The sequence below is a fragment of the Primorskyibacter aestuariivivens genome, assembly GCF_028023675.1.
Classification (GTDB): domain Bacteria; phylum Pseudomonadota; class Alphaproteobacteria; order Rhodobacterales; family Rhodobacteraceae; genus Marinovum; species Marinovum aestuariivivens.
Map to the genome: position 1 here is coordinate 1 of NZ_JAQIOZ010000020.1, position 20,242 is coordinate 20,242.

19 protein-coding genes and 2 pseudogenes are annotated in these 20,242 nt (G+C 62.1%); 7 read left to right on the plus strand and 14 right to left on the minus strand.

Annotated features, from left to right (window positions below; all coding sequences use genetic code 11):
- Positions 1-132 precede the first annotated feature (132 nt).
- Positions 133-345: pseudogene (locus PGB28_RS17635) on the plus strand (DUF411 domain-containing protein); the annotation flags it as partial.
- A gap of 45 nt (positions 346-390) precedes the next feature.
- Here PGB28_RS17635 and PGB28_RS17640 read toward each other — a convergent pair.
- The 4 genes and pseudogenes from PGB28_RS17640 to PGB28_RS17655 all read right to left on the minus strand — a co-directional run bounded on the left by PGB28_RS17640 (position 391) and on the right by PGB28_RS17655 (position 4,061).
- Complete coding sequence (locus tag PGB28_RS17640; protein ID WP_271422851.1) at positions 391-588, minus strand: heavy-metal-associated domain-containing protein; 198 nt, start codon at positions 586-588, stop codon at positions 391-393.
- Positions 589-609: 21 nt separating this feature from the next.
- Positions 610-2,943 carry a heavy metal translocating P-type ATPase gene (locus PGB28_RS17645; RefSeq protein WP_271422852.1) on the minus strand — a complete coding sequence of 778 codons (2,334 nt, stop codon included), beginning with the start codon at positions 2,941-2,943 and terminating at the stop codon, positions 610-612.
- 67 nt (positions 2,944-3,010) lie between these two features.
- Positions 3,011-3,693, minus strand: a pseudogene (locus tag PGB28_RS17650) (TVP38/TMEM64 family protein).
- Complete coding sequence (locus PGB28_RS17655) at positions 3,690-4,061, minus strand: DUF302 domain-containing protein (protein ID WP_271422853.1); 372 nt, start codon at positions 4,059-4,061, stop codon at positions 3,690-3,692. Before PGB28_RS17655 ends, PGB28_RS17650 begins: the two are co-directional and overlap by 4 nt.
- A gap of 276 nt (positions 4,062-4,337) precedes the next feature.
- Here PGB28_RS17655 and PGB28_RS17660 point away from each other — a divergent pair, with 276 nt between their 5' ends.
- Entirely contained in the window at positions 4,338-4,676 is a 339-nt protein-coding gene (locus tag PGB28_RS17660; RefSeq protein ID WP_271422854.1) for an SHOCT domain-containing protein, read from the plus strand.
- A 151-nt stretch (positions 4,677-4,827) separates the two neighbouring features.
- The gene (locus PGB28_RS17665) at positions 4,828-6,237 is read left to right on the plus strand and encodes a multicopper oxidase family protein (protein WP_271422855.1); all 1,410 of its coding nucleotides are present in this window, start codon (positions 4,828-4,830) and stop codon (positions 6,235-6,237) included.
- A gap of 194 nt (positions 6,238-6,431) precedes the next feature.
- Here the strand turns inward: PGB28_RS17665 and PGB28_RS17670 are convergent, their stop codons facing one another.
- From PGB28_RS17670 to pdhA, 6 genes are all read right to left on the minus strand, one after another.
- Positions 6,432-8,351: a GSCFA domain-containing protein gene (locus PGB28_RS17670; RefSeq protein WP_271422856.1), complete on the minus strand. Its 1,920-nt coding sequence runs from the start codon at positions 8,349-8,351 to the stop codon at positions 6,432-6,434.
- Positions 8,352-8,630: 279 nt separating this feature from the next.
- The gene (locus PGB28_RS17675) at positions 8,631-9,944 is read right to left on the minus strand and encodes a pyruvate dehydrogenase complex dihydrolipoamide acetyltransferase (protein WP_271422857.1); all 1,314 of its coding nucleotides are present in this window, start codon (positions 9,942-9,944) and stop codon (positions 8,631-8,633) included.
- A gap of 76 nt (positions 9,945-10,020) precedes the next feature.
- Positions 10,021-10,272 (minus strand): hypothetical protein, encoded by a 252-nt coding sequence (locus PGB28_RS17680; RefSeq protein ID WP_271422858.1) that lies wholly within the window; start codon positions 10,270-10,272, stop codon positions 10,021-10,023.
- Positions 10,272-11,654, minus strand: a complete 1,383-nt coding sequence (locus PGB28_RS17685) for a pyruvate dehydrogenase complex E1 component subunit beta (protein WP_271422859.1) — start codon at positions 11,652-11,654, stop codon at positions 10,272-10,274. Before PGB28_RS17685 ends, PGB28_RS17680 begins: the two co-directional genes overlap by 1 nt.
- Before the next feature lie 18 nt (positions 11,655-11,672).
- The gene (locus PGB28_RS17690) at positions 11,673-12,137 is read right to left on the minus strand and encodes a hypothetical protein (protein ID WP_271422860.1); all 465 of its coding nucleotides are present in this window, start codon (positions 12,135-12,137) and stop codon (positions 11,673-11,675) included.
- Positions 12,138-12,168: 31 nt separating this feature from the next.
- On the minus strand, positions 12,169-13,164 hold the full coding sequence (pdhA, locus tag PGB28_RS17695) for a pyruvate dehydrogenase (acetyl-transferring) E1 component subunit alpha (RefSeq protein WP_271422861.1): 996 nt from the start codon (positions 13,162-13,164) through the stop codon (positions 12,169-12,171).
- Positions 13,165-13,337: 173 nt separating this feature from the next.
- Here pdhA and PGB28_RS17700 point away from each other — a divergent pair, with 173 nt between their 5' ends.
- Positions 13,338-14,813 carry a pyridoxal phosphate-dependent decarboxylase family protein gene (locus PGB28_RS17700; RefSeq protein ID WP_271422862.1) on the plus strand — a complete coding sequence of 492 codons (1,476 nt, stop codon included), beginning with the start codon at positions 13,338-13,340 and terminating at the stop codon, positions 14,811-14,813.
- On the opposite strand, the gene PGB28_RS17705 is transcribed toward PGB28_RS17700, so the two are convergent.
- Positions 14,810-15,112, minus strand: coding sequence for an FtsB family cell division protein (locus tag PGB28_RS17705; RefSeq protein ID WP_271422863.1), 303 nt, complete (start codon positions 15,110-15,112; stop codon positions 14,810-14,812). The two genes, PGB28_RS17700 and PGB28_RS17705, sit on opposite strands and share 4 nt — an antisense overlap.
- A 194-nt stretch (positions 15,113-15,306) precedes the next feature.
- Here PGB28_RS17705 and PGB28_RS17710 point away from each other — a divergent pair, with 194 nt between their 5' ends.
- Positions 15,307-16,302 carry an alpha/beta hydrolase gene (locus PGB28_RS17710; protein ID WP_271422864.1) on the plus strand — a complete coding sequence of 332 codons (996 nt, stop codon included), beginning with the start codon at positions 15,307-15,309 and terminating at the stop codon, positions 16,300-16,302.
- A 121-nt stretch (positions 16,303-16,423) separates the two neighbouring features.
- Positions 16,424-17,293 carry a class I SAM-dependent methyltransferase gene (locus tag PGB28_RS17715; RefSeq protein ID WP_271422865.1) on the plus strand — a complete coding sequence of 290 codons (870 nt, stop codon included), beginning with the start codon at positions 16,424-16,426 and terminating at the stop codon, positions 17,291-17,293.
- Between the two features lie 105 nt (positions 17,294-17,398).
- Here the strand turns inward: PGB28_RS17715 and PGB28_RS17720 are convergent, their stop codons facing one another.
- Together PGB28_RS17720 and PGB28_RS17725 are read right to left on the minus strand one after the other, a co-directional pair.
- Entirely contained in the window at positions 17,399-17,668 is a 270-nt protein-coding gene (locus PGB28_RS17720; RefSeq protein WP_271422866.1) for a hypothetical protein, read from the minus strand.
- A gap of 1 nt (position 17,669) precedes the next feature.
- Complete coding sequence (locus PGB28_RS17725) at positions 17,670-17,915, minus strand: YdcH family protein (protein ID WP_271422867.1); 246 nt, start codon at positions 17,913-17,915, stop codon at positions 17,670-17,672.
- Positions 17,916-18,022: 107 nt separating this feature from the next.
- On the opposite strand from PGB28_RS17725, the gene PGB28_RS17730 reads away from it, so the two are divergent.
- The gene (locus PGB28_RS17730) at positions 18,023-18,967 is read left to right on the plus strand and encodes a hydrogen peroxide-inducible genes activator (protein WP_271422868.1); all 945 of its coding nucleotides are present in this window, start codon (positions 18,023-18,025) and stop codon (positions 18,965-18,967) included.
- Between the two features lie 107 nt (positions 18,968-19,074).
- Here the strand turns inward: PGB28_RS17730 and PGB28_RS17735 are convergent, their stop codons facing one another.
- Positions 19,075-19,968, minus strand: a complete 894-nt coding sequence (locus PGB28_RS17735) for a fructose bisphosphate aldolase (RefSeq protein WP_271422869.1) — start codon at positions 19,966-19,968, stop codon at positions 19,075-19,077.
- Between the last annotated feature and the right edge of the window lie 274 nt (positions 19,969-20,242).

Consider the following 20,242-nt stretch of genomic DNA (forward strand, 5'->3'; position numbering starts at 1 on the left):
CTTGTCGCCACGCAACGCTTCCAACGCCACCTTGGCTTTAAACTGATCCGTAAAATTCCGGCGCTTCGCCATTCTCGTATCCCTTCAAAGGTTTGGGATACACCTTAGCTGACTGTCCAGTTTTCCGGGACCACTTCAATCATTGAAGGCTATGTCATTGAAGGCCATGTTCCGGCATCGGATATTCAGAGGCTTCTGGCAGAGCGACCCGACGCGATTGGCCTGACCGTGCCCGGAATGCCGATTGGATCGCCGGGTATGGAAATGGGCGATCAACGCGATGCTTTTGACACGCTGCTTGTTCTGCGCGATGGCAACACGGTGGTGTTTACGAGCCATACCTAGATTAAATCGGATCAGGTCACTGCAGATCTGGACTAGGCCAAAACCTCAAACTGGGGTGGCGGGGTAACCGGCCTCGGCAAGAGCAGCCTGCACTTTTGCAACTTCCATGACGCTATCCAGCGCGATCCGTCTAGCTTCCATGTCGAAATTGATATGGGCTTCGGGGTCGAGGACTATGATAGCCTTTTCAACCGTCGCCTTGCAGTGGCCGCAACTCATGTCGGGGATGTGGAATGTCGTCATGCGTTTCTCCTTTCTACCCAGTTACAGGTCAACACGTCTAAGACGCAACGCATTCGAGATAACCGAGACGGACGAGAGGCTCATCGCCGCGGCCGCGATCATCGGCGACAGGAGAAGCCCGGTCACGGGATAAAGCAACCCGGCAGCAATCGGCACGCCAAGGGAATTGTAGGCGAAGGCGAAAAACAGATTCTGCTTGATGTTGCGCAGGGTCGCCCGCGCCAGTTTGCGCGCCCGCACGATGCCCATCAGGTCGCCGCCCAGCAGCGTGATGCCGGCGCTTTCCATCGCCACGTCGGCACCGGTGCCCATGGCGATACCGACGTCGGCGGCGGCCAGCGCGGGCGCGTCGTTCACGCCGTCGCCCGCCATCGCGATCTTGTGGCCGTCACGGCGCAACTGGTCGATCAGGTCCTTCTTGGCTTCGGGCAGGATGCCGGCGCGCACCTCACCGATGCTGAGCTTGCCCGCCACGGCCTGCGCCGTGCGTTCGTTGTCGCCCGTCGCCATGATCGCCCGCAGCCCTTGCGCATGGAGTTCCTTGATGGCCTGCGCGGTGCTGTCCTTGATCGGGTCGGCCACCGCCACGATGCCCGCCAGCGCCTCATCAACCGCGATGAACATCGCTGTCTTGCCCTCGGCGCGCAGGGCATCGGCCTGTGTCTCGGCCTCGGCCGTATCGAGCCCCATCTCCTGCATCATCGCCGTGTTGCCGAGCGCCACGGCGCGTCCGCCGATCTGTCCCCGCACACCCTTGCCGGTGACCGCCTCGAAGTCGGTGGCTTCTTGCCGCGTGGCACCCGCCGCTTCAGTCCCTTCCACGATCGCTTCAGCAAGAGGATGCTCGGACCCGCGTTCCAGCGCTGCGGCCAACGACAGAAGGTCAGCCTCGGCCACATCCTCCAGCGCCACCGTGTCGGTCAGCTTCGGCTTGCCCATGGTCAGCGTGCCGGTCTTGTCGACGATCAGTGTGTCGACGCCCGCCATGCGTTCCAGCGCCTCGGCATCCTTGATCAGCACGCCCGCCTGCGCTCCGCGCCCCGCTGCCGTGGTGATCGAGATCGGGGTCGCCAGCCCAAGCGCGCAGGGGCAGGCGACGATCAGCACCGAAACGGCGGCCGCCATGGCAAAGACGAGCACGGGTTCCGGGCCGAAGATCATCCAGACGGCAAAGGCGAGGATCGCCACCCCGACCACGGTCGGCACAAAGACTGCCGAGACCCGGTCCGCCAACCCCTGGATCGGGGCGCGCGACTGCTTCGCGTTCGACACCATCGCCACGATCTGCGCCAGCACTGTATCGGCACCGACCTTGCTCGCTTCGATCACGAGGCTGCCGTTCTTGTTGATCGTGGCGCCGGTCACCGCATCGCCCGGACCTTTTTCCACCGGCATCGACTCGCCCGTCAGCATGCTTGCATCTATAGAGGACCGCCCCTCGATCACCACGCCATCGACCGGGACCGCATCGCCGGGTCGCACACGCAGGCGATCGCCCTCCACGATGGAGTCCAACGGAACGTCGCTTTCGGAGCCATCTGCCTCGATCCGCCGCGCGGTCTTTGGCGCGAGGTCAAGAAGCGCTCGGATCGCATCGCCGGTGCGTTCGCGCGCGCGCAGTTCCAGCACTTGGCCGAAAAAGACCAGCGCCACGATGACGACCGACGCTTCAAAGTATGTGCCGACGCCAGCGCCCATGCGATACTGTTCGGGGAAAAGGCCCGGCAGGAACGTCGCGAAGATCGAATAGAGATAGGCCGCCCCGACGCCGAGGCTGATCAGCGTCCACATGTTGGGCGAGCGGTTCACGAGCGAGTCCCAGCCGCGCTTGAAGAACGGCAGCGCCGCCCAGAGCACGACGGGCGTCGCCAGCACGAACTCCAGGTAGCTGGCCGTCTGGTGTCCGATCCAGTCGCGCACCGGCAGGCCGACCAGCCCGCCCATGGTCAGGATGATCAGCGGCACAGCGGCCGCGGCCGAGATCCACATCCTCCGCGTGAAGTCGGTCAGTTCGTGGCTGGGTTCATCGGATGGCACCATCGGCTCAAGCGCCATGCCGCAGATCGGGCAAGCGCCGGGGGCGTCGCGGACAATCTCGGGGTGCATCGGACAGGTGTACTGGACGTTCGCAGGGGCCGCTTTCGGGCGTCCAGCGGCGCGGCCCGAGGCGTAAAACCACGGATCGGCCTTGAACTTCGTCTGACATTTTCCAGAGCAGAAGTGGAAAGTCTCGCCTTGGAACTCTGCGTGGCGCGTGTCGGATTGGACCGCGACCGTCATCCCGCAGACCGGATCCTTGGCCGTCTCTGCTCCCGCCGGAATGTCGGGCGCTGCGTGATTATGATCGTGCTCCATGAGGTGCCAGCCTTTCGGTATTTCGTTTCAGCTTGCGGCCTCCAGCCGTTGGAAGCTCAAGCGCTTTTCAATCGTGATCGTGAGCGCCTTCTTCAGGCCTTCTCAGCATCGCCACCCAAAGCAGCGGCAATCCGGTGACCAGGCCGAGGCCAAGCACCGCCCATGTCGCCCGCCCGGGGTCCCCGCTAACAGCCTCGCCACCGAAATGCGCGAGCAAGACGCTCGCTGGAACGATACCCGCCAGTGTCGCAAGCGCGAAGCGCCAAGCTTGCAGTCGGCTGAGCCCCGCCGCGTAGCTGATCATGTCGAAGGCCACGAAGGGCATCAGGCGGCTGGCAAAGACCGTTGCCGTCAACGCGGTCTGCGAGCCGAGCAGACCGGCATCGACCCGGTCACCGAACACACGTCGCAAGACGTCATGACCCAGAACTCGCGCGAGGCCGAACGCGATCAACGCCCCGAGCTCTGCGCCGATCACGACCTGGACGGTCCCCCAGAGATGCCCGTAGGCAGCCCCGGCGGCCAGCGCGATGGGCGCGCTCGGGATCGGGCTGGCCACGACCGCGAGGGTCATCAGCGTGACGATCACAACCGGCCCCAGAGGCCTGCGCGCGCCACCAGCATATCGAGGCGCTCACCGTCCATCAGCCCGCGCGCCGCTGCGAACGCCGATGGCGCGAACTGCCATACGCCGAGAAGGGCGATCCCGAGGATCGCAAGCGCCGCGAAGATGGCGCCGCGCAGGCTCATCTCAGATCGCCTCGACGGCCTTCGCCCGCGACGGACGTTAGTTCAGCGTTTTTGATCGCCTGCATCGACGCCACCGGGTCGATGGCGCTGACCTCAACGCCGCCATCTACCTCGCGCAGGATGACGTTGCAGGGCAGCATCGCTCCCACCCGCGGCTCGATCCCGATCGCCTGATGCGCCATCTTGGGGTTGCAGGCGCCGAGAATACGATAGGCCGACATCTCGACGTCGAGCTTCTTTTTCATCGTCGCCTTGACGTCGATCTCGGTCAGCACGCCGAATCCGTTATCAGAGAGGGCGGCTCGGATGCGGGCATCGATGTCTTCAAGTGTGGCGTCCTTGAACATGCCGTTGATCGTATAGCTCACTGAAAAGGAATCCTTGGTTTGGGGCTTGCGAGACGCTGACTACATGCGGCGGCGCTGAAATCGGCCTTGCGCGGCCAAATCAGAGATGTCGTACTACAATCCACGCCTGCGTATCTGCGCAGCATGCTATAGTATTTTGCCGCTGCCGTCTTGATGCAGATCAGGGCTTAGGCGCCCTTTTTCCCATATGATTAAGTACTTAGTGGGTGGCCGCAGTCGATGCCATGCCGAGGGAGTCAAAGGATGGAATTCAGGAACAGGGCGATTGTCCCGAGCATGGCGGGCGCACTCTGCCTCGCCGCGAGTTCGGCGATGGCACAGGTCGGGGAAATCCCGGATCGAAACGGCCTTTATTATCATGGCCATGACATGATGTGGGGCAGCAGCCAGTGGGGAGGCTTCGGGATGGTCCTTGGGCCGATCTTCATGATTCTGATCGTCGTCGGGATCGTTGCCGGGATCATATATCTCCTGCGCCTGTTCGGCGTGGCCGGACCCGCCGCCAGCAGTCATGCCGCGCACGACAGAGCTTTGGCGCTTCTGAAAGAGCGCTATGCCAAGGGCGAGATCGACTCGACCGAGTTCTCCGAACGCAAAAAGCTGCTGGCAGACTGATCCCCGGCGCATCGTGTCCTTTGAGGACACGCGAGGCTCTGGTCGCGCCTACAGGCAGCTGCGATGGTTTCAGTCTCGTGTTCCGTCATACCCCACTGCCAAAGAAGGGTTTGCCATGGCGACGCTTCCAGCCAAACCTTGAAAGATCAGAATGAAGAGACGCCAGTTCCTGACTTCGACCTCCGCAGCGATCCTGTCCGCTGGCGTCCTTTCGCAAACGTCAGTCCGACAAGCCTGTGCGCAGGGACAAACGCCGCAAACGCGGCTCGCCATGCCGCCGCTTCTCGATACGCGGGACACGGGGCGTTTGGCGCTGACGGCGACGTCGGGGAGCACCGCCTTTGCCGGTGGTCCCGGCATGCCGACCGCCGGCTTCAATCAGGCGTATCTGGGCCCGACCATCCTGATGCAGAACGGTGAACTGGCCGCCGAAGTGAAGAATACTCTTGGTGAACCCATCAGCACGCACTGGCACGGCCTTCTGGTGCCGGGTGAACATGACGGCGGTCCGCATCTCGCAATTGCGCCCGGCGCCACATGGCAACCGGAGATGTCCATTGGGCAGGACCCGGCAACCATCTGGTATCACTCGCATATCCACGAGCGAACTGCGGAGCAGGTCTATTTCGGACTGGCCGGGGTCATCCACGTGACGGACGGGCAGGACGACGCGCGCGGGCTGCCGTCTACATATGGCCTCGACGATCTGACACTGGTTTTGCAGGATCGCCGGTTCGATGCCTCCGGGCGTATGGTTTATGACCCGTCGATGATGGACATTATGCACGGGTTTGCCGGGAACCGGATGCTGGTCAATGGTCAGGTGGGCGCGACTGCGGTCGTGCCGCAGGGGATCGTGCGGCTGCGCCTGCTCAACGGCTCGAACGCGCGCATCTATACGCTGTACCTCGACGATACGCGGCCCATGCACCTGGTGGCAACGGATGGCGGCTTCTTGCCTGCACCCGTCGCGCTGGATGTGCTGCGCCTGGCACCTGGTGAACGGGCCGAGGTGCTTGTGGATTTCTCGTCGGGCGGAACGCCGGTGCTGATGAGCGATCCGGGCCAAGCCTATGGCGTCCTGCAGTTCGCCACCGACTCGGCGCTGTCCGCTCGGATCACCCGCCTGCCTGATCAGTTGGATGGCGCGCCCGCGGATTTGTCAGGCGCCGAGGTCGCTACGAGGCAGTTCACGCTCGACATGGGCATGGGCGGCATGATGATGGGCGGCGGTGGCTTTGCCATCAACGGTCGCCCTTTCGACATGCGCCGGATCGATTTCGAGGTCGCCCTCGGATCGGTAGAACGCTGGCAGATCCGCAGCACCATGGTGGCGCATCCTTTCCACGTCCACGGCGTACGCTTCCGGGCGGTCACTGAGAACGGTGGGCCCCCGCGCCCCGAGAACACCGGCTGGAAAGACACAGTGCTGGTGCCCGGCGAGGCCGAGATACTCGCTCGGTTCGACCAGCCCGCCAGCCGCGAGACACCGTTCATGTTTCACTGCCACATCCTCGAACACGAGGATGCGGGCATGATGGGGCAGTTCACTGTCACCTGACGCCTGCTCCGCATCAGCAGTCGTGGTCGACCGATGCAGGGGCTTCTGCAGGGGCTTCGTTCAGAGGGCTATTTTTTATATAATAAAATTCAATAGGTTAGGGTGGAGAAGGTTCGACGCCAAACCCATCCCCTCCGCCACGTCCACCTTTTGCGAAGCATAGAAAATCGAAGTCCTGTCATTTGGCCGGGATGTCAGCGGACCAGGAGTTCCTCGTCGCAGACCACTTCCAATTGACGGATGTACTCTTCGTCCGGTGTCTCGTCGGTGCGAGACGGTTCAGCGACGATGTCCGAACCTGCGCCGACAACCAGACGCTCGCGGAAGACCCGCATCACATGTGCCACGCCTTTGGGTTTGACGGATCGCAAATCATCCTCGAAATAGGCACCGCGATTGAAGCCTCCGGTGATGATTTCGTAGGACGGAAAATACAGCACATTGTCGAAACCCTGTGCCAGATCGCCTGCAACCGCCCGCAGGACCGATTTCGAGTAGGTCGTCGCGCTCAGCGCGTCCGTATCGGTATAAGTCGCGATCAGCGGGACGGGGGACACAGTGAGGATCACCTTTGCCGTCGGATTGATGCGGGCGAGTTCGACCAGAAACGCCGACATCTCTGATGTCACGGCCCCAAAGTTCGCATTCACGAATTCATAATGATCCGGATTGATCCTAGACGTGATCGCGGCTGGCGCGACCGGGAAATTGGCCCCGTCGCGACGATCCACCCAGCCTTCGGTCAGGCCCATGGTAAAGACAAAGACATCGAGGCTTTCGAACATCTCGCGCACGGACGCCAGATGCTCTGTGCGCGCCGCATCCACGGCCTCGGGGCTTTCAAAGACCTCGCCGATATTCGGCCTGAACGGATCGACGAAACCGCCTTCGACCTCCCAGGCGGTTTCAACCGGTTGAAAACGCCCATAGGCGCGGCGGATGAGCTGAAGCAGCTGGCGTGCGCAATAGATGTTGCCGTAGCGCGCCGAAAACAGCCCGTAGCCCCGCGCGTCCGCCACCTCGGCGGGCATGTCCTCGGGCGCGGTTTCGGCCACATAGTAGGTCAGGCCGTCGGCAACCATGGCGCGCGCGACATGTTGGGCAAAGCAGCTGCCCGCCGTTGCCACCTTGGTGTCCGGGGCAATCACGGGCTGCGTGTGGCCGATCGGGCATACGTCCTGTGTGGCGGGGCGCGCCACGGCGCGCGTCCAGAACGCATGGTTGGGTTGGCTGCGATAGGGATTGCGCGCCGCCTCGGGCGCGTTTTTCCCCTTCCAGAGCCGGAGCGCCTTGTCGAACTGCGCGTTGGAGGCGTCATTGAACGTCAGTTGGCCCTTGTTCGCCTGAAGAATATCGTAGCAGAAATCCACGAAGTCCCTGCAACTGATCAGCTTGCCCCCCAGATGCGCCCCCAGTTTGCGCACATGGTTCGGATCGGAAATCAGGTTTTGCGCCGCAGGATGGTTGGCTTGCGGAGAAATGGCGAATTTTTGCAGCGGATCCGTGCAAAACGCGGCCAGTCCTGCGGGCAGGTCCAGACCGGCGTCGCGCCGCAGGATTTCGCGCAGGACATCCTCGACAACGGTGAGTTTGGGGTGATTTCCGGTATGAAAGAAAACACCCTCCGCGTACCATTTGGAGATGAGCTGATCTATGTCGGCAATGTAGGGTGACACGCGGCGTGCCATGTTTTTCCGCGCGCGATGCAGGGCCTGTTTGTAGCCCATCAGATCGCAGAATTCGGGTGTGTAAAGTGCCTTTGCCTCTTTTCGGGTCAAGCCATTGCGGAACGCGCCAACCGCAATCCGCGACATCGGTGCCATTTGGCGACCGTCTTGATAGGCAATGTTGATCTCGTCATCGGGGGTAAAGCCGTCGAAGAACAAGACGGGCATAAGGACCAGTTTGGGGTGATCTTTCAAGGCGGTCTTGAGTTCCGCCCGCTTTTTATAGGTTTCATGCGCGATGACCATGTCAAAGCCGCGAATGTAATCCTGTTCCAGATGTTCGGGATCGATTTTACCAAACAGATGCGTGCTGACCTCATGCCCGGCCATTTCGAGAAGTTCGGCAGCGGAAAGCAGCTGACAATTTCCGAATTGCAGTATTTTCACAATGGTTCCTTTGAATTCACGCGGCAGCACCGGCCAGAAATTTCAGTCCCATTATAGCCGTGGCACCCGAAACCTCCAGATCAAGCCTTGCGCCAGGAGTGGTCGCGACAGAAAGACGCCTGCCTTGATTACTTTATTGGCGGCCATGCGCAGCGCCAATCCGGTTGCATCATCGGGGCGCGTTTGCGCCGTCCGGCACAGAGCGGCTGGAGACGGAAAGGTCCCGGTCGCCCCACCATGCAGGATATGTTGGACAGGTCACAAAACACGCGGCCCGGATCAGGCCAGCAATGCCATCGGATTTTCCAGCCCGTCCTTGATTGCGGCCAGCAGTTCCGCCCCAAGCGCGCCATCAATGACCCGGTGATCAACGCTGAGCGTCACGGACATGACCGTGGCGACGGCCAGTTCGCCATCTTCGCCCACCACCGGTTTCTTGACACCAGCCCCGACAGCAAGGATCGCGCCATGAGGCGGGTTGATCACGGCGTCGAAATTGTCGATGCCGAACATGCCGAGATTGGAGATGGCAAAGCTGCCGCCCTGATATTCATGCGGGGCAAGCTTGCGGTCGCGGGCGCGGGTGGCGAGGTCTTTCATTTCCGCCGAGAGCGCGGAGAGCGATTTCTGATGTGCGTCTTTCAGGACCGGAGTGAACAGCCCGCCTTCGATGGCGACGGCGACGGCGACGTCCGAGGGGGTCAGTTTCAGGATCCGGTCACCGGCCCAGACTGCGTTGGCGTCGGGCACTTGTTGAAGCGCGGCGGCGCAGGCCTTGATGATGAAATCATTGACCGACAGTTTCACGCCGCGGGACTCGAGCTGCTTGTTGATCTGGCTGCGGAACTTGAGCAGCGCGTCCAACTGAATGTCGCGGCGCAGGTAGAAATGCGGGATCTGCTGCTTGGCCTCGGTAAGCCGTGCGGCGATGGTCTTGCGCATGCCGTCAAGCGGCATTTCCTCATACTCACGGCCCTCATACATGGCGGCGATCTGGCTGGCAGAGGCGGGTTTGGGCGCGGGGGCCGCGGCTTGCGGGGCCGCGTCCGATGCGGCGTGGGCCGGGGCCTCGGCTTTGGGTGCGGCGCTGGGGCTGGCCCCCTCCACATCCGCCTTGACGATGCGACCGCGCGGGCCGGAGCCTTTGATCCGGCTCAGATCCAGCCCCTTGTCGGCGGCGATCCGGCGGGCCAGAGGCGAGGCGAAGATGCGGCCGCCGTCGGCGGAGGCGGGGGCAGGGGGTGCGGCTGTCTCGGAGCCCCCTGCGGGGGCCGCCTCGTCAGCCGCCTCGGCGGGCTGCGCCGCCTCGGGCGCTGGTGCGGATGCCTCGCCAATGTCATCGGCACTTTCACCCTCCTCCAGAAGCACTGCGATGGGCGTGTTCACCTTCACCGCCTCGGTGCCCTCGGAGACCAGCAATTTGCCGATCACGCCTTCGTCCACGGCTTCGAATTCCATCGTGGCCTTGTCCGTCTCAATCTCGGCCAGAAGGTCGCCGGAGGCCACGCTGTCGCCTTCCTTGACCAGCCATTTGGCAAGCGTGCCTTCTTCCATGGTGGGGGAAAGGGCGGGCATCAGGATTTCGGTGGGCATGGTCTTGTCTCCAAGTGCGGCGCGTGTGGCGGGGACGGGGGCGAGGGGCCAGCCCCTCGCGCTCCCCGAGGTATTTTCAAACAGAAGAAGGGATCAGGGTGATCGTATCATAGGGCGGTTTCGGCGTCTGGCCGCTGGCCAGTTGGGTAATGGCGGTCTCGATTTTGCGTTTCTGCTGGGCGATGCCTTCATAGGCCTGCTGGTGTGACGGGCGGGTGCCGCGCTCGGAAAACAGCCGTTCGGGCACAAGCGCGCGCACCGGCGCGCCCGCCACATCAATCGCGATGCGATAGCTCTCGGTGTAGATATCGCGGCCCATGATCTCCATCAGCGATAGGTGACCTTTTTCACCGCCTCGATCACCTCGGCGGTGGAGGTGAGGGCAAGTTTCTCAAGATTGGCGGCGTAGGGCATGGGCACGTCCTTGCCCGTGCAGTTGATGACGGGCGCATCGAGATAATCAAACGCCTGTTCCATCAGCACTGCCGAGATGTGGTTGCCAATCGAGCCGACCGGGAAACCCTCTTCGACGGTGACGCAGCGGTTGGTTTTCTGCACCGAAGAGATGATGGCGTCGGTGTCCATCGGGCGCAGGGTGCGCAAGTCGATCACTTCGGCGGAGATGCCCTCTTCGGCAAGCTTTTCCGCGGCTTCCAGCGCGTAAGTCATGCCGATGCCAAAGCTGACGATGGTCACATCCTCGCCTTCGCGCCAGATACGTGCCTTGCCGAAGGGGACGGTGTAATCGTCCAGTTTCGGCACGTCGAAGCTCTTGCCGTAGAGGATCTCGTTTTCGAGGAAGATCACCGGGTTCGGGTCGCGGATGGCGGATTTCAAAAGGCCTTTGGCGTCAGAGGCCGAATAGGGCATCACCACCTTGAGCCCGGGGATATGCGCGTACCAGGCGGCGTAATCCTGGCTGTGCTGGGCACCAACCCGGGCCGCCGCGCCATTGGGGCCGCGGAACACCATGGGCGCACCCATCTGGCCGCCCGACATGTAGAGCGTCTTGGCCGCCGAATTGATAATCTGGTCAATGGCTTGCATGGCGAAGTTAAACGTCATGAACTCGACGATCGGCCGCAACCCGCCAAAGGCGGCGCCGACAGCAATGCCGGTAAAGCCATGTTCGGTGATCGGCGTGTCGATCACCCGTTTGCCGCCGAACTCGTCCAGCAGCCCCTGGCTGATCTTGTAGGCACCCTGGTATTCGGCCACCTCCTCGCCCATCAGGTAGACGCTGTCATCGGCGCGCATTTCCTCGGCCATGGCATCGCGCAGCGCCTCGCGCACGGTTTGCTGGGTCAGTTCGGTGCCCTCGGGCCAGTCCTGTTCGCGGTCAGGGGCCGGGGCGGCGGGGGCGGCTGCGACGGGTTCGTCGGGTGCGCGGGAGGGCGTGTCATCATCTGACGCGTCACCGTTGTCACCGCTTTCAGCGGAGCTGGACGATTGATCCTCCACCTCCTCCCCCTCTTCGACCAGAACGGCGATGGGGGTGTTGACCTTGACGGCTTCGGTGCCTTCGGAAATCAGCAATTTGCCGATAATGCCTTCGTCCACCGCCTCAAACTCCATCGTGGCTTTGTCGGTTTCGATCTCGGCGATGATGTCACCGGAAGAGACGGTGTCGCCCTCCTTGACCAGCCATTTGGCGAGCGTGCCTTCTTCCATCGTGGGCGACAGGGCGGGCATGAGGATTTCAGTAGCCATGGGTCACACCGTATTTGTTCAGTTTAAGACTTGCGATAGTTGCGGCGGGATGCCGCCCAAGATCAACATCTTTACCAGCAGGAACACCAGCGAGATCAGAATGTAGATCAAGAATTCGACGATCTCGACCATGAGCCAGCGCCACATGGCGATCATGTCGCCGTCTTCGTTGGCGACAAACAGCGTCAGCAAGATCAGCTTGAGCGCCGTAGACCCCACGGACAGCAACAGCAAGGGAACCATCGGCAGGGTTTCGACAACCACCGGGTCGAGAAAGCCCAGATAGGCCATGCCCACGATCATGATAAGCGCGTGCAACACATGGACGAAGAGCAGGATCCAGAAAGATACCTTGATATTGTAGATCGCCGACATCAGCCATTTCAGCACCAGCGACGGGATCAGCGAAGAAATGACCGCGCCGATGGCCATGAAAGCCAGAAGCGGCGAGGCCAGCAACTGGTCTAGCTCTTGTGCCGTCATGGAAATGAAACCCCGGGTTCAGCACAGCAGATCATGCTTCTGCGTAGATATCCGTCCAGAGCTCGCTCAGGTCGGGTTCGGGGCTTTCGCGGGCGAAATCGGCACTGGCATTGACCACCTGCTTGATCTCTTTGTCGATGGCCTTGATATCCTCCTCGGAGGCATGTTTGCCCTGCAAGAGCATCTCGCGCACATGTTCGATGGGGTCGCGCTCTTCGCGCATTTTCTGCACCTCTTCGCGGGTGCGGTATTTCGCCGGGTCCGACATCGAGTGGCCGCGGTAGCGGTAGGTCTTGATCTCAAGGATATAGGGACCCTTGCCGTCACGACAGTGTTTGACGGCCTTGAGACCTGCATCACGCACGGCCAGCACATCCATCCCGTCCACCACCTCGCCGGGGATGCCAAAGGCCTCGCCTCGGATGTAGAGATCGGGGGTGGAGGTGGAGCGTTTCTGGGCGGTTCCCATGGCGTACTGGTTGTTTTCAATGACGAAAATCACCGGCAGGGACCAGAGTGCGGCCATGTTGAATGTCTCGTAGACCTGGCCCTGGTTGGCGGCACCATCGCCGAAATAGGTAAAGGTCACACGACCATTTTCGCGGTACTTGTCGGCAAAGGCCAGACCCGCACCAATCGGCACCTGCGCGCCGACGATGCCGTGACCACCATAGAAATGTTTCTCTTTCGAGAACATGTGCATGGAGCCGCCCTTGCCCTTGGAATAGCCGCCCTCGCGGCCCGTGAGCTCGGCCATCACGCCATTGGGGTCCATGCCGCAGGCCAGCATATGACCGTGGTCGCGGTACGAGGTGACACGCTTGTCGCCCTCCTCGGCGGCGGCTTCCAGCCCCACCACAACCGCTTCCTGACCGATATAGAGGTGACAGAAACCACCGATCAGCCCCATGCCATAGAGTTGTCCGGCTTTCTCCTCGAAGCGGCGGATCAGCAGCATATCCCGATAATACTGCGTCAGATCTTCACTGGAGACGTTGGGTTTTTTCGTCGCTTTGCGCGCGGCCATACGGCACCTCCCCATGACGTTTTGTTTAGCGTTAAACAATAGCCTAGCCCAAGGAGGGGGGATGGGGGAAGAGGGTAATTTTGCCGTCAGGTTCGGGTGCGAGCCGGGCTGTGCTACACTTGTTCAGGATGTTTTGAACCGCGACGCGCGCCGAAACGCAACAGGGGGACGCCATGAACCAGCCAATACAGAACGCGCATGAAGAAACACTGGACCCGCAGGATTGGGACGCGGTCGAACGGCTCGGGCTGCAGATCATGCGCGAGGCGGTGGCCCATGTTCGCGACGTCCGGGACCGTCCGATCTGGCGCAATCCGACCGAAGAGATACGCGCGGGTTTTGCCGCGCCGCTGCCGCGGTCCGGCACCGCACTTGAGACGGTCTATGGTGAACTGACCGAGACGCTGTTGCCCTATCCGCTGGGCAATATCCATCCGCGCTACTGGATGTGGTACATGGGCGCGGGCACCTTTGGCGGCGCGCTGGCGGATTTTCTGGCGGCGATTGACGGCTCCAACCTGGGCGGCGGCAATAACGCGGCGGCCTTGATGGACAATCAGGTCATCGCATGGCTCAAGCAGATGATGGGGTTCCCCGAAAGCGCCTCGGGCACACTGACCAGCGGCGGGTCGATGGCCAATATCATCGGTCTCACGGTGGCGCGCAACGCCAAGGCCGGGGTGGATATCCGCGAGGAAGGCGTCGCCGCCATGCCCCAACCGCTGCGCTACTACGCCTCGGATCAGGTGCATTCCTGCCACCAGAAGGGAATGGAACTGCTCGGGCTGGGGAACAAGACGCTGCGGCGAATCCCCTCGGGGGCGGATCTGCGCATGGATATGGCGGCCCTGCGCGATGCTATCGCCGAGGATCGCGCTGCGGGCTATCGCCCGGCCTGTGTCATCGCCACTGCCGGGACGGTGAATACCGGCGCGATCGACCCTCTGACAGAGATCGCAGATCTCTGCGCGGGCGAGGACATGTGGTTTCACGTGGATGGCTGCATCGGGGCGCTGATTGCCATTGCGCCGCGGTATCGGCACCTGATGGCCGGGCTGGAGCGCGCGGATTCCATGGCGCTTGATCCGCACAAGCTCCTGCATGTGCCGTTCGAGGCGGGCTGCGCGCTGGTGCGCGACGCCGACCGGCACCGCGGGACCTTTGCCGTGCATCCCGAATATCTCGAAGACAAGCCGCGCGGCATCGCTTCGGCGGAATATCTTCAGGATTACGGCGCGCAGACCTCGCGCGGGTTCCGTGCGCTCAAGGTCTGGATGACGCTCAAGGAGCATGGCGTCGACAAACTGGGTCGTCTGATCGACCAGAATATCGATCAGACCCATGCGCTGGCGGCGCTGATCGATGCGGAGCCGCTGCTCAAACGGGTGAGCGACGTGGCCGTGGACATTGTCTGTTTCCGCTATGAGCCGGAGCCGAGGATGAGCGATGAGGCGCTTTGTGATCTGAATACCGAAATCATGCTGCGCCTTCAGGAAGAGGGGATTGCCGCCTTTTCCGACACGCGGGTCAAGGGGCGCCATTGCCTGCGCGTGGCAATCTGCAACCACCGCACGACGCGGACGGATCTGGAGCTTGTCGTGCGCGAGATCTGCCGGATCGGGGCAGAGCTGCGGGCAGAAACGCGTTAGCGAATGACGATCTCGTCGGTGCGGATCAGCCCCAGCACATCGCGGGCCTGCTGATCCAGCAGGTCCAGATCAAGATAGGCGTCCGACAGGCGGTGGGTGAGGTTTTCCATTCGGGTCACCTCGGCGCGCAACTGATCGCGTTCTGCGGTGAGGCGCGCCGCCTCGTCGAGGATCTCGGCACGTCGGAACAGGCCGTAATCCCCTTGCACAGCGGCAAAGGTGAAATAGGCACCCAAGGTAAAGGCCACGGCAAAAACGCCGAGCGGGACAAGATTTCGGTGGGTACGACGCTGGGTCATCTGCTGCCTCTTCGCATCTCTCTCGGATGCTGTTCGCAGACTATGTCACATGCAATTTGTCCTGTGAAACCCGTTTTGCGTGACGGCGGAAAATATGTGATCTTTTGGCCATCCCCTGGGCGCCGTTGCGCTCTTATGCCGGGGCAGATGCGATCCCGCTTTTGGTTGGTCATGCCCCGCGCTACACGTGGGACATGAAACATTTGATATGTGTTCTTTTGTGTGTCGCGGCTGTTGCGGGCTGTGCGCCGCGCGGCTTTCTGCAGCGCGTGCCCGAACCGGTTGCGGTCCCCGCGGCCGAGGCCGTCGTGCAGCCCGTGTTTGTCGCGTCGAACCGCATGGCGCTGGTTGAAAACGGGGTGCAGTTCGGGCCGCTGCGCTCCGACAGGACGCATTTTTCCCGGCTTGATATTTCGATCCCGCCGCTGCACGAGTCGGGCCGCATCGAATGGCCCGAGGGACAGGCCGCGAGTCCAGAACAGCATTTCGTGCTGAAATCCGCCGTAAGCTACGGAAACACAAAGACATTTGACAACGCATTGTCCGCGGCGCCCGGCGGGCGGGACGAGGTCATCCTGTTTGTGCATGGCTACAATGTGAACCATGCCGAAGCGGCCTATCGGTTGGCCCAGATTGCCCACGATTACGAGGCAACCGTGCCGGTTATCTCCTTCTCATGGCCGTCAGAGGGCTCGGCGGGGGGGTACGTCTATGACCGCGACAGCGTGATCTATTCCCGCGACGCGTTGGAAACCCTGCTGCTGGAGTTGACGGGCAGCGGTCGCAAGGTACTGCTGGTCGCCCATTCCATGGGCTCGCAGTTGGTGGTGGAGACCCTGCGGCAAATGTCCATTGGCGGGCGCGGCGCGGTGTTTCGTCATCTGTCGGGGGTGGCGCTGATTTCGCCGGATATCGATCCGGAGGTTTTCATGCGACAGGCGCAGCGGATCAAACCGTTTCCGCAGCCCTTTGTGCTGGCCGTGTCAGCACGCGACCGTGTTCTGGGGCTATCCGCGTGGCTGGCGGGAAAACCCCGCCGTCTGGGTGCAATCACCTCGAGCGACGGGCTTGAGGGGCTGCCGGTGCAGATTGTCGATCTGACTCCGTTTACCGGGTTGCGCGCCGGGGGACATGACGCGGCCTTTACAGCCCCCAAGGCGATTGCGCTGCTGCGTGGGCTGTCGCGCTGACACGGCGGCGGGGCGCTGAACAGGCAAGGTTGACGGTGGCCGTCACAAGGCTTGGAATGCGCGCGATTTGGGATCGGGGCCGCAGATGTGCTATTCTCCGAATTTTATCGGAGGGATAGCTATGTCACTGGACGAGTCGACCGATACAGAGTTCGTGCGTTTCTGGAACGAGGTACTTGGACCGAAATTTACCAAATATCGCCATATCCTGCAGGGCGGGCTGTCGCGCCATTCGGCGGCAGTGATCCCGGAACTTCCGCTTGAAACGGGGATGTCGGTTCTCGATGTCGGATGTGGCTGGGGCGATTTGTCGATACAGGTGGCCGAGATTGTCGGCCCCGATGGCCGTGTGCTGGGCATGGATTGTGTAGATGCTTTCCTTGAGGAGGCCCGCAAGGATGCACACGCTGCAGGTCTGACGAATGTCACGTTTGAGCGGGGCGATGCCGAGATTGCCTTGCCCGAAAATGCATTTGATTATGTCGTGTCCCGTTTCGGGACCATGTTTTTTGCAAACCCCGTGGCCGCGCTGCGGCGCATGCGCCTTGCGTTGAAACCGGGCGGTCAGATGACCCATATCGTCTGGCGCCGTCGCGAGGATAACCCAGCATGGCAGGCGGCCAAGGATATTGCGCTCAGGCACCTGCCGGAGCCGGGGGCGGATGCTGATACCTGCGGTCCTGGCCCGTTTTCCATGGGCAATCCCGAGATCGTGGGCTCCATGATGAAAAGCGCAGGCTACGAGGATACGACGTTCACGCGCGTGGATGAGAAGATCATGGTTGGCACCACGCCGGACGAATGTATCGAGTTTGCGCTGGCGATTGGACCGGCAGGCGAAGTCTATCGCGAGGCTGGTGATCTGGCCGAGGAAAAGCGTCCCGGGATCGTTGCCGATATGAAAGCCTTTTTCGAAAGCCAGGAACGCGATGATGTCGGGATATGGGTGCCGACATCATCCTGGGTGATCACGGCGCGCAACCCCGGATAAGCTTAAAGCGCCGCGTTGCTGCAGCGTTCCTCGGCGTCTGCCATGGAGCCGGTGTTTGCCGGTTGCTCACGGGCCGCCGCTGGTCGTGGACGACTCATACGGAGCTCATACGGGGCCGTCTCGTGGTATGTCACGATTTCGCAACATGTGGTCCGTTGCACAGTACGGGCCCATTTTTTCTTTGTGACACCGGTCTCCGCTCTGACCCTCTTCAAGGGGCATATGTGCCAGCGTCATCACCGGCACCTCGCGTTTCAGTTTGCCCTCAAATTCGGCAAAGACGGGGTCCACGTCTTCGGTGAGTGCCTCGTGAAGTTCGGAAAAGTCGCGGCTGACAAAGGGCTTGCTGCCCTCAAGGATGAATAATCCATACATGTTATGCGGTCTCCCCATGCGAGCGGTGGCCCGAAAGCCGTTGTCCCAGCGCGCGCAAGATTCCCTCATAGCGCGCCATCTCGTCCTTGATCATCAGCTTGTGCCGCTTGAGACGGCCCAGCGTGGCGCTGTCCGGCGCGGGGCGGGACAATTCCTTGCCAATCCGCGTGTCCAGCTCCGAATGACGTTGACGCAGCGCTGTGATCCGGGCGGCGAGCGACGCGGTCGAGGACGGTGTCTTGGGCATGAAGCGGTCTCCTGTCTTGGGTTTGATGTTTACAGCATTGAAAATGGCGGCGGTGGGCGCAGATAAAAGACAAAGCAAACTGAAGTTTCGATAGGAAAAACCTATTCATGTCTGCTCATCCCGAACCCACTTTGCGCCAGTTGCGCTATCTCGTGACTTTGGCCGAGACAGGACAATACCGGCGTGCGGCGGCGGCTTTGGGCATTGCCCAGCCGTCTCTCAGTCAACAGATCGCGACGCTGGAAGACGTCCTGGGGCTGCGGCTGTTCGAGCGGGGGCGGGGCGGCGTGCTCCTGACGCCGCCGGGCCGCGAGGTGGCGCTGCGCGCGCGCCGGATCCTTGACGAGGTCGCGGCGCTTGGCGATCTGTCTGCCGAGTTGCAGCGCGGGCTCAGCGGGACGCTGCGGCTGGGGTCGACCCCGACCATCGGGCCCTATTTCCTGCCCTCGGTGCTGCGCGACCTGCATCGTGATTTCCCCGATCTGCGGCTGGTGCTGCGCGACGCGCCGCCAGCGGCGCTGTTTGCGGGCCTGCAGGACGGGACTTTTGATCTGGTGCTCACGCAACTGCCCGCGGGCGGCGACCTGGTGCGCGTGCGGCGGTTGTTTCGCGAACCGCTGCTGCTGGCGGTATCGCGTGATCACCCGCTGGCAGCAAAGGCCGAGATCACCGCTGCGGACCTCAAGGGCCACGACATCCTGTCGCTCAGCCCTGATTATGCCCTGCACGCTCAGACCGCGCGGCTCTGCGAGGAAACCGGCGCGGTGCTGCGCCGCGACTACGAAGGCACCAGTCTCGACGCGCTGCGCCAGATGGCGGCGATGAACATGGGCGCGGCGCTCTTGCCGCGTCTTTACACCCGGTCCGAGGTGCGCGGTGCGGATGCGGATGTGCGTCTTCTGCCGTTCAGGAGCCGTGGCCCGTGGCGCTCGGTCGGGTTGGCCTGGCGCGAAGGGGCAGGGCGGCAGGCCGCGTTCGAACATTTCCACGCGGCATGCGCGGCAAGCCTGCGCACCGCCTTTGCGGGCGAGCTGGTGACCGAGGACGGCTGAGGAGCCAAAGGCCCCCCTCCCAGTGGGTTGGCGCGGGTAAGGCCCGCCTCGAAAACAAAAAAGGGCGATCCCGTGAGACCGCCCTCAAACTATGTCGGCAAAGATGTTCAGCCCGCTTTCGACGCCTCGTAGATGCTGTCGATCGTGGCGGCGAGCGTGGCGTTGAACTCCTCGTCGCTTTGCTGCGCCGACAGCCCTTCGGTGGTCGCGCGCGAGAAGCTGGCGATCATGCCGGTGTTTTCGGCCAGCTTGGCGTTGGCCTCGTCGCGCGAATAGCCGCCCGAAAGCGCCACAACGCGCATCACCTTGGGGTGATCGACCAGTGATTTATACTGGTTCGCCTTGCTGGGCAGCGACAGTTTCAGCATGATCTGCTGACCCTCGGGCAGGGTGTCGAGCTGCTTGGTGATTTCCTCCAGAAGGATGTCCTCGGCCTCGGCCTTGTCCTCAATCGTGATGGTGACTTCCGGTTCGATGATCGGCATCAGCCCGTGGGACAGGATCTGGCGACCGACCTCGAACTGCTGCGCCACATTGGCGGCGATGCCCGCCGGGTTGGCCGCGTCGATGACCGAGCGCATCTTGGTGCCGAACACGCCCTTGGACACGGCGCGGGCGCAAAGCGCGTCGAGATCGGGCATTGGTTTCATCAGTTTCACGCCATCGGTTGGCTCTGCCAACCCCTTGTCGACCTTGAGGAACGGCACCACGCGGCGTTCGTTCCAGAGGTATTCAGCGGTGGGTGTGCCGTCGATCTCGCCATCCATTGTCCGCTCGAACAGGATCGCGCCCATCACCTTGTCACCGGTAAAGGCGGGCGATTTGATGATCCGCGCGCGCATCTCGTGGATCAGGCCGAACATCTCTTCGTCATTCGAATAGGCGTCTTCCTCGATGCCATACAGCTTGAGCGCCTTGGGGGTGGAGCCGCCCGATTGGTCCAGCGCCGCGATGAAGCCGTCTTTTTCAGCGGCCTGTTTGGCCATTTCCGGGTTGGTCATGGGGAATCCTGTTTGAAAGAGTATCGTTGGCAGGTGTTTAGGCCAGTGTCGGCAGCGGCGCAATTCTGGTGGCGCTAACCGTGCGGGATTGGCTTGGTGTTGTGTGTGCCGAGCGCGAGGCGAATGGCAAATTTGGGACCATTCGCGACGCTCGTTCGGAGCGCCGGGCCGGTTAACAGCCGCGAAGCGGCCCGGCCATCCATTGCCCGGCAGGCGAATTGGCATGGCCAATTCTGCCGAGAGTGGGCCAGCCCCTCCCAAGGGCTGGCGATTT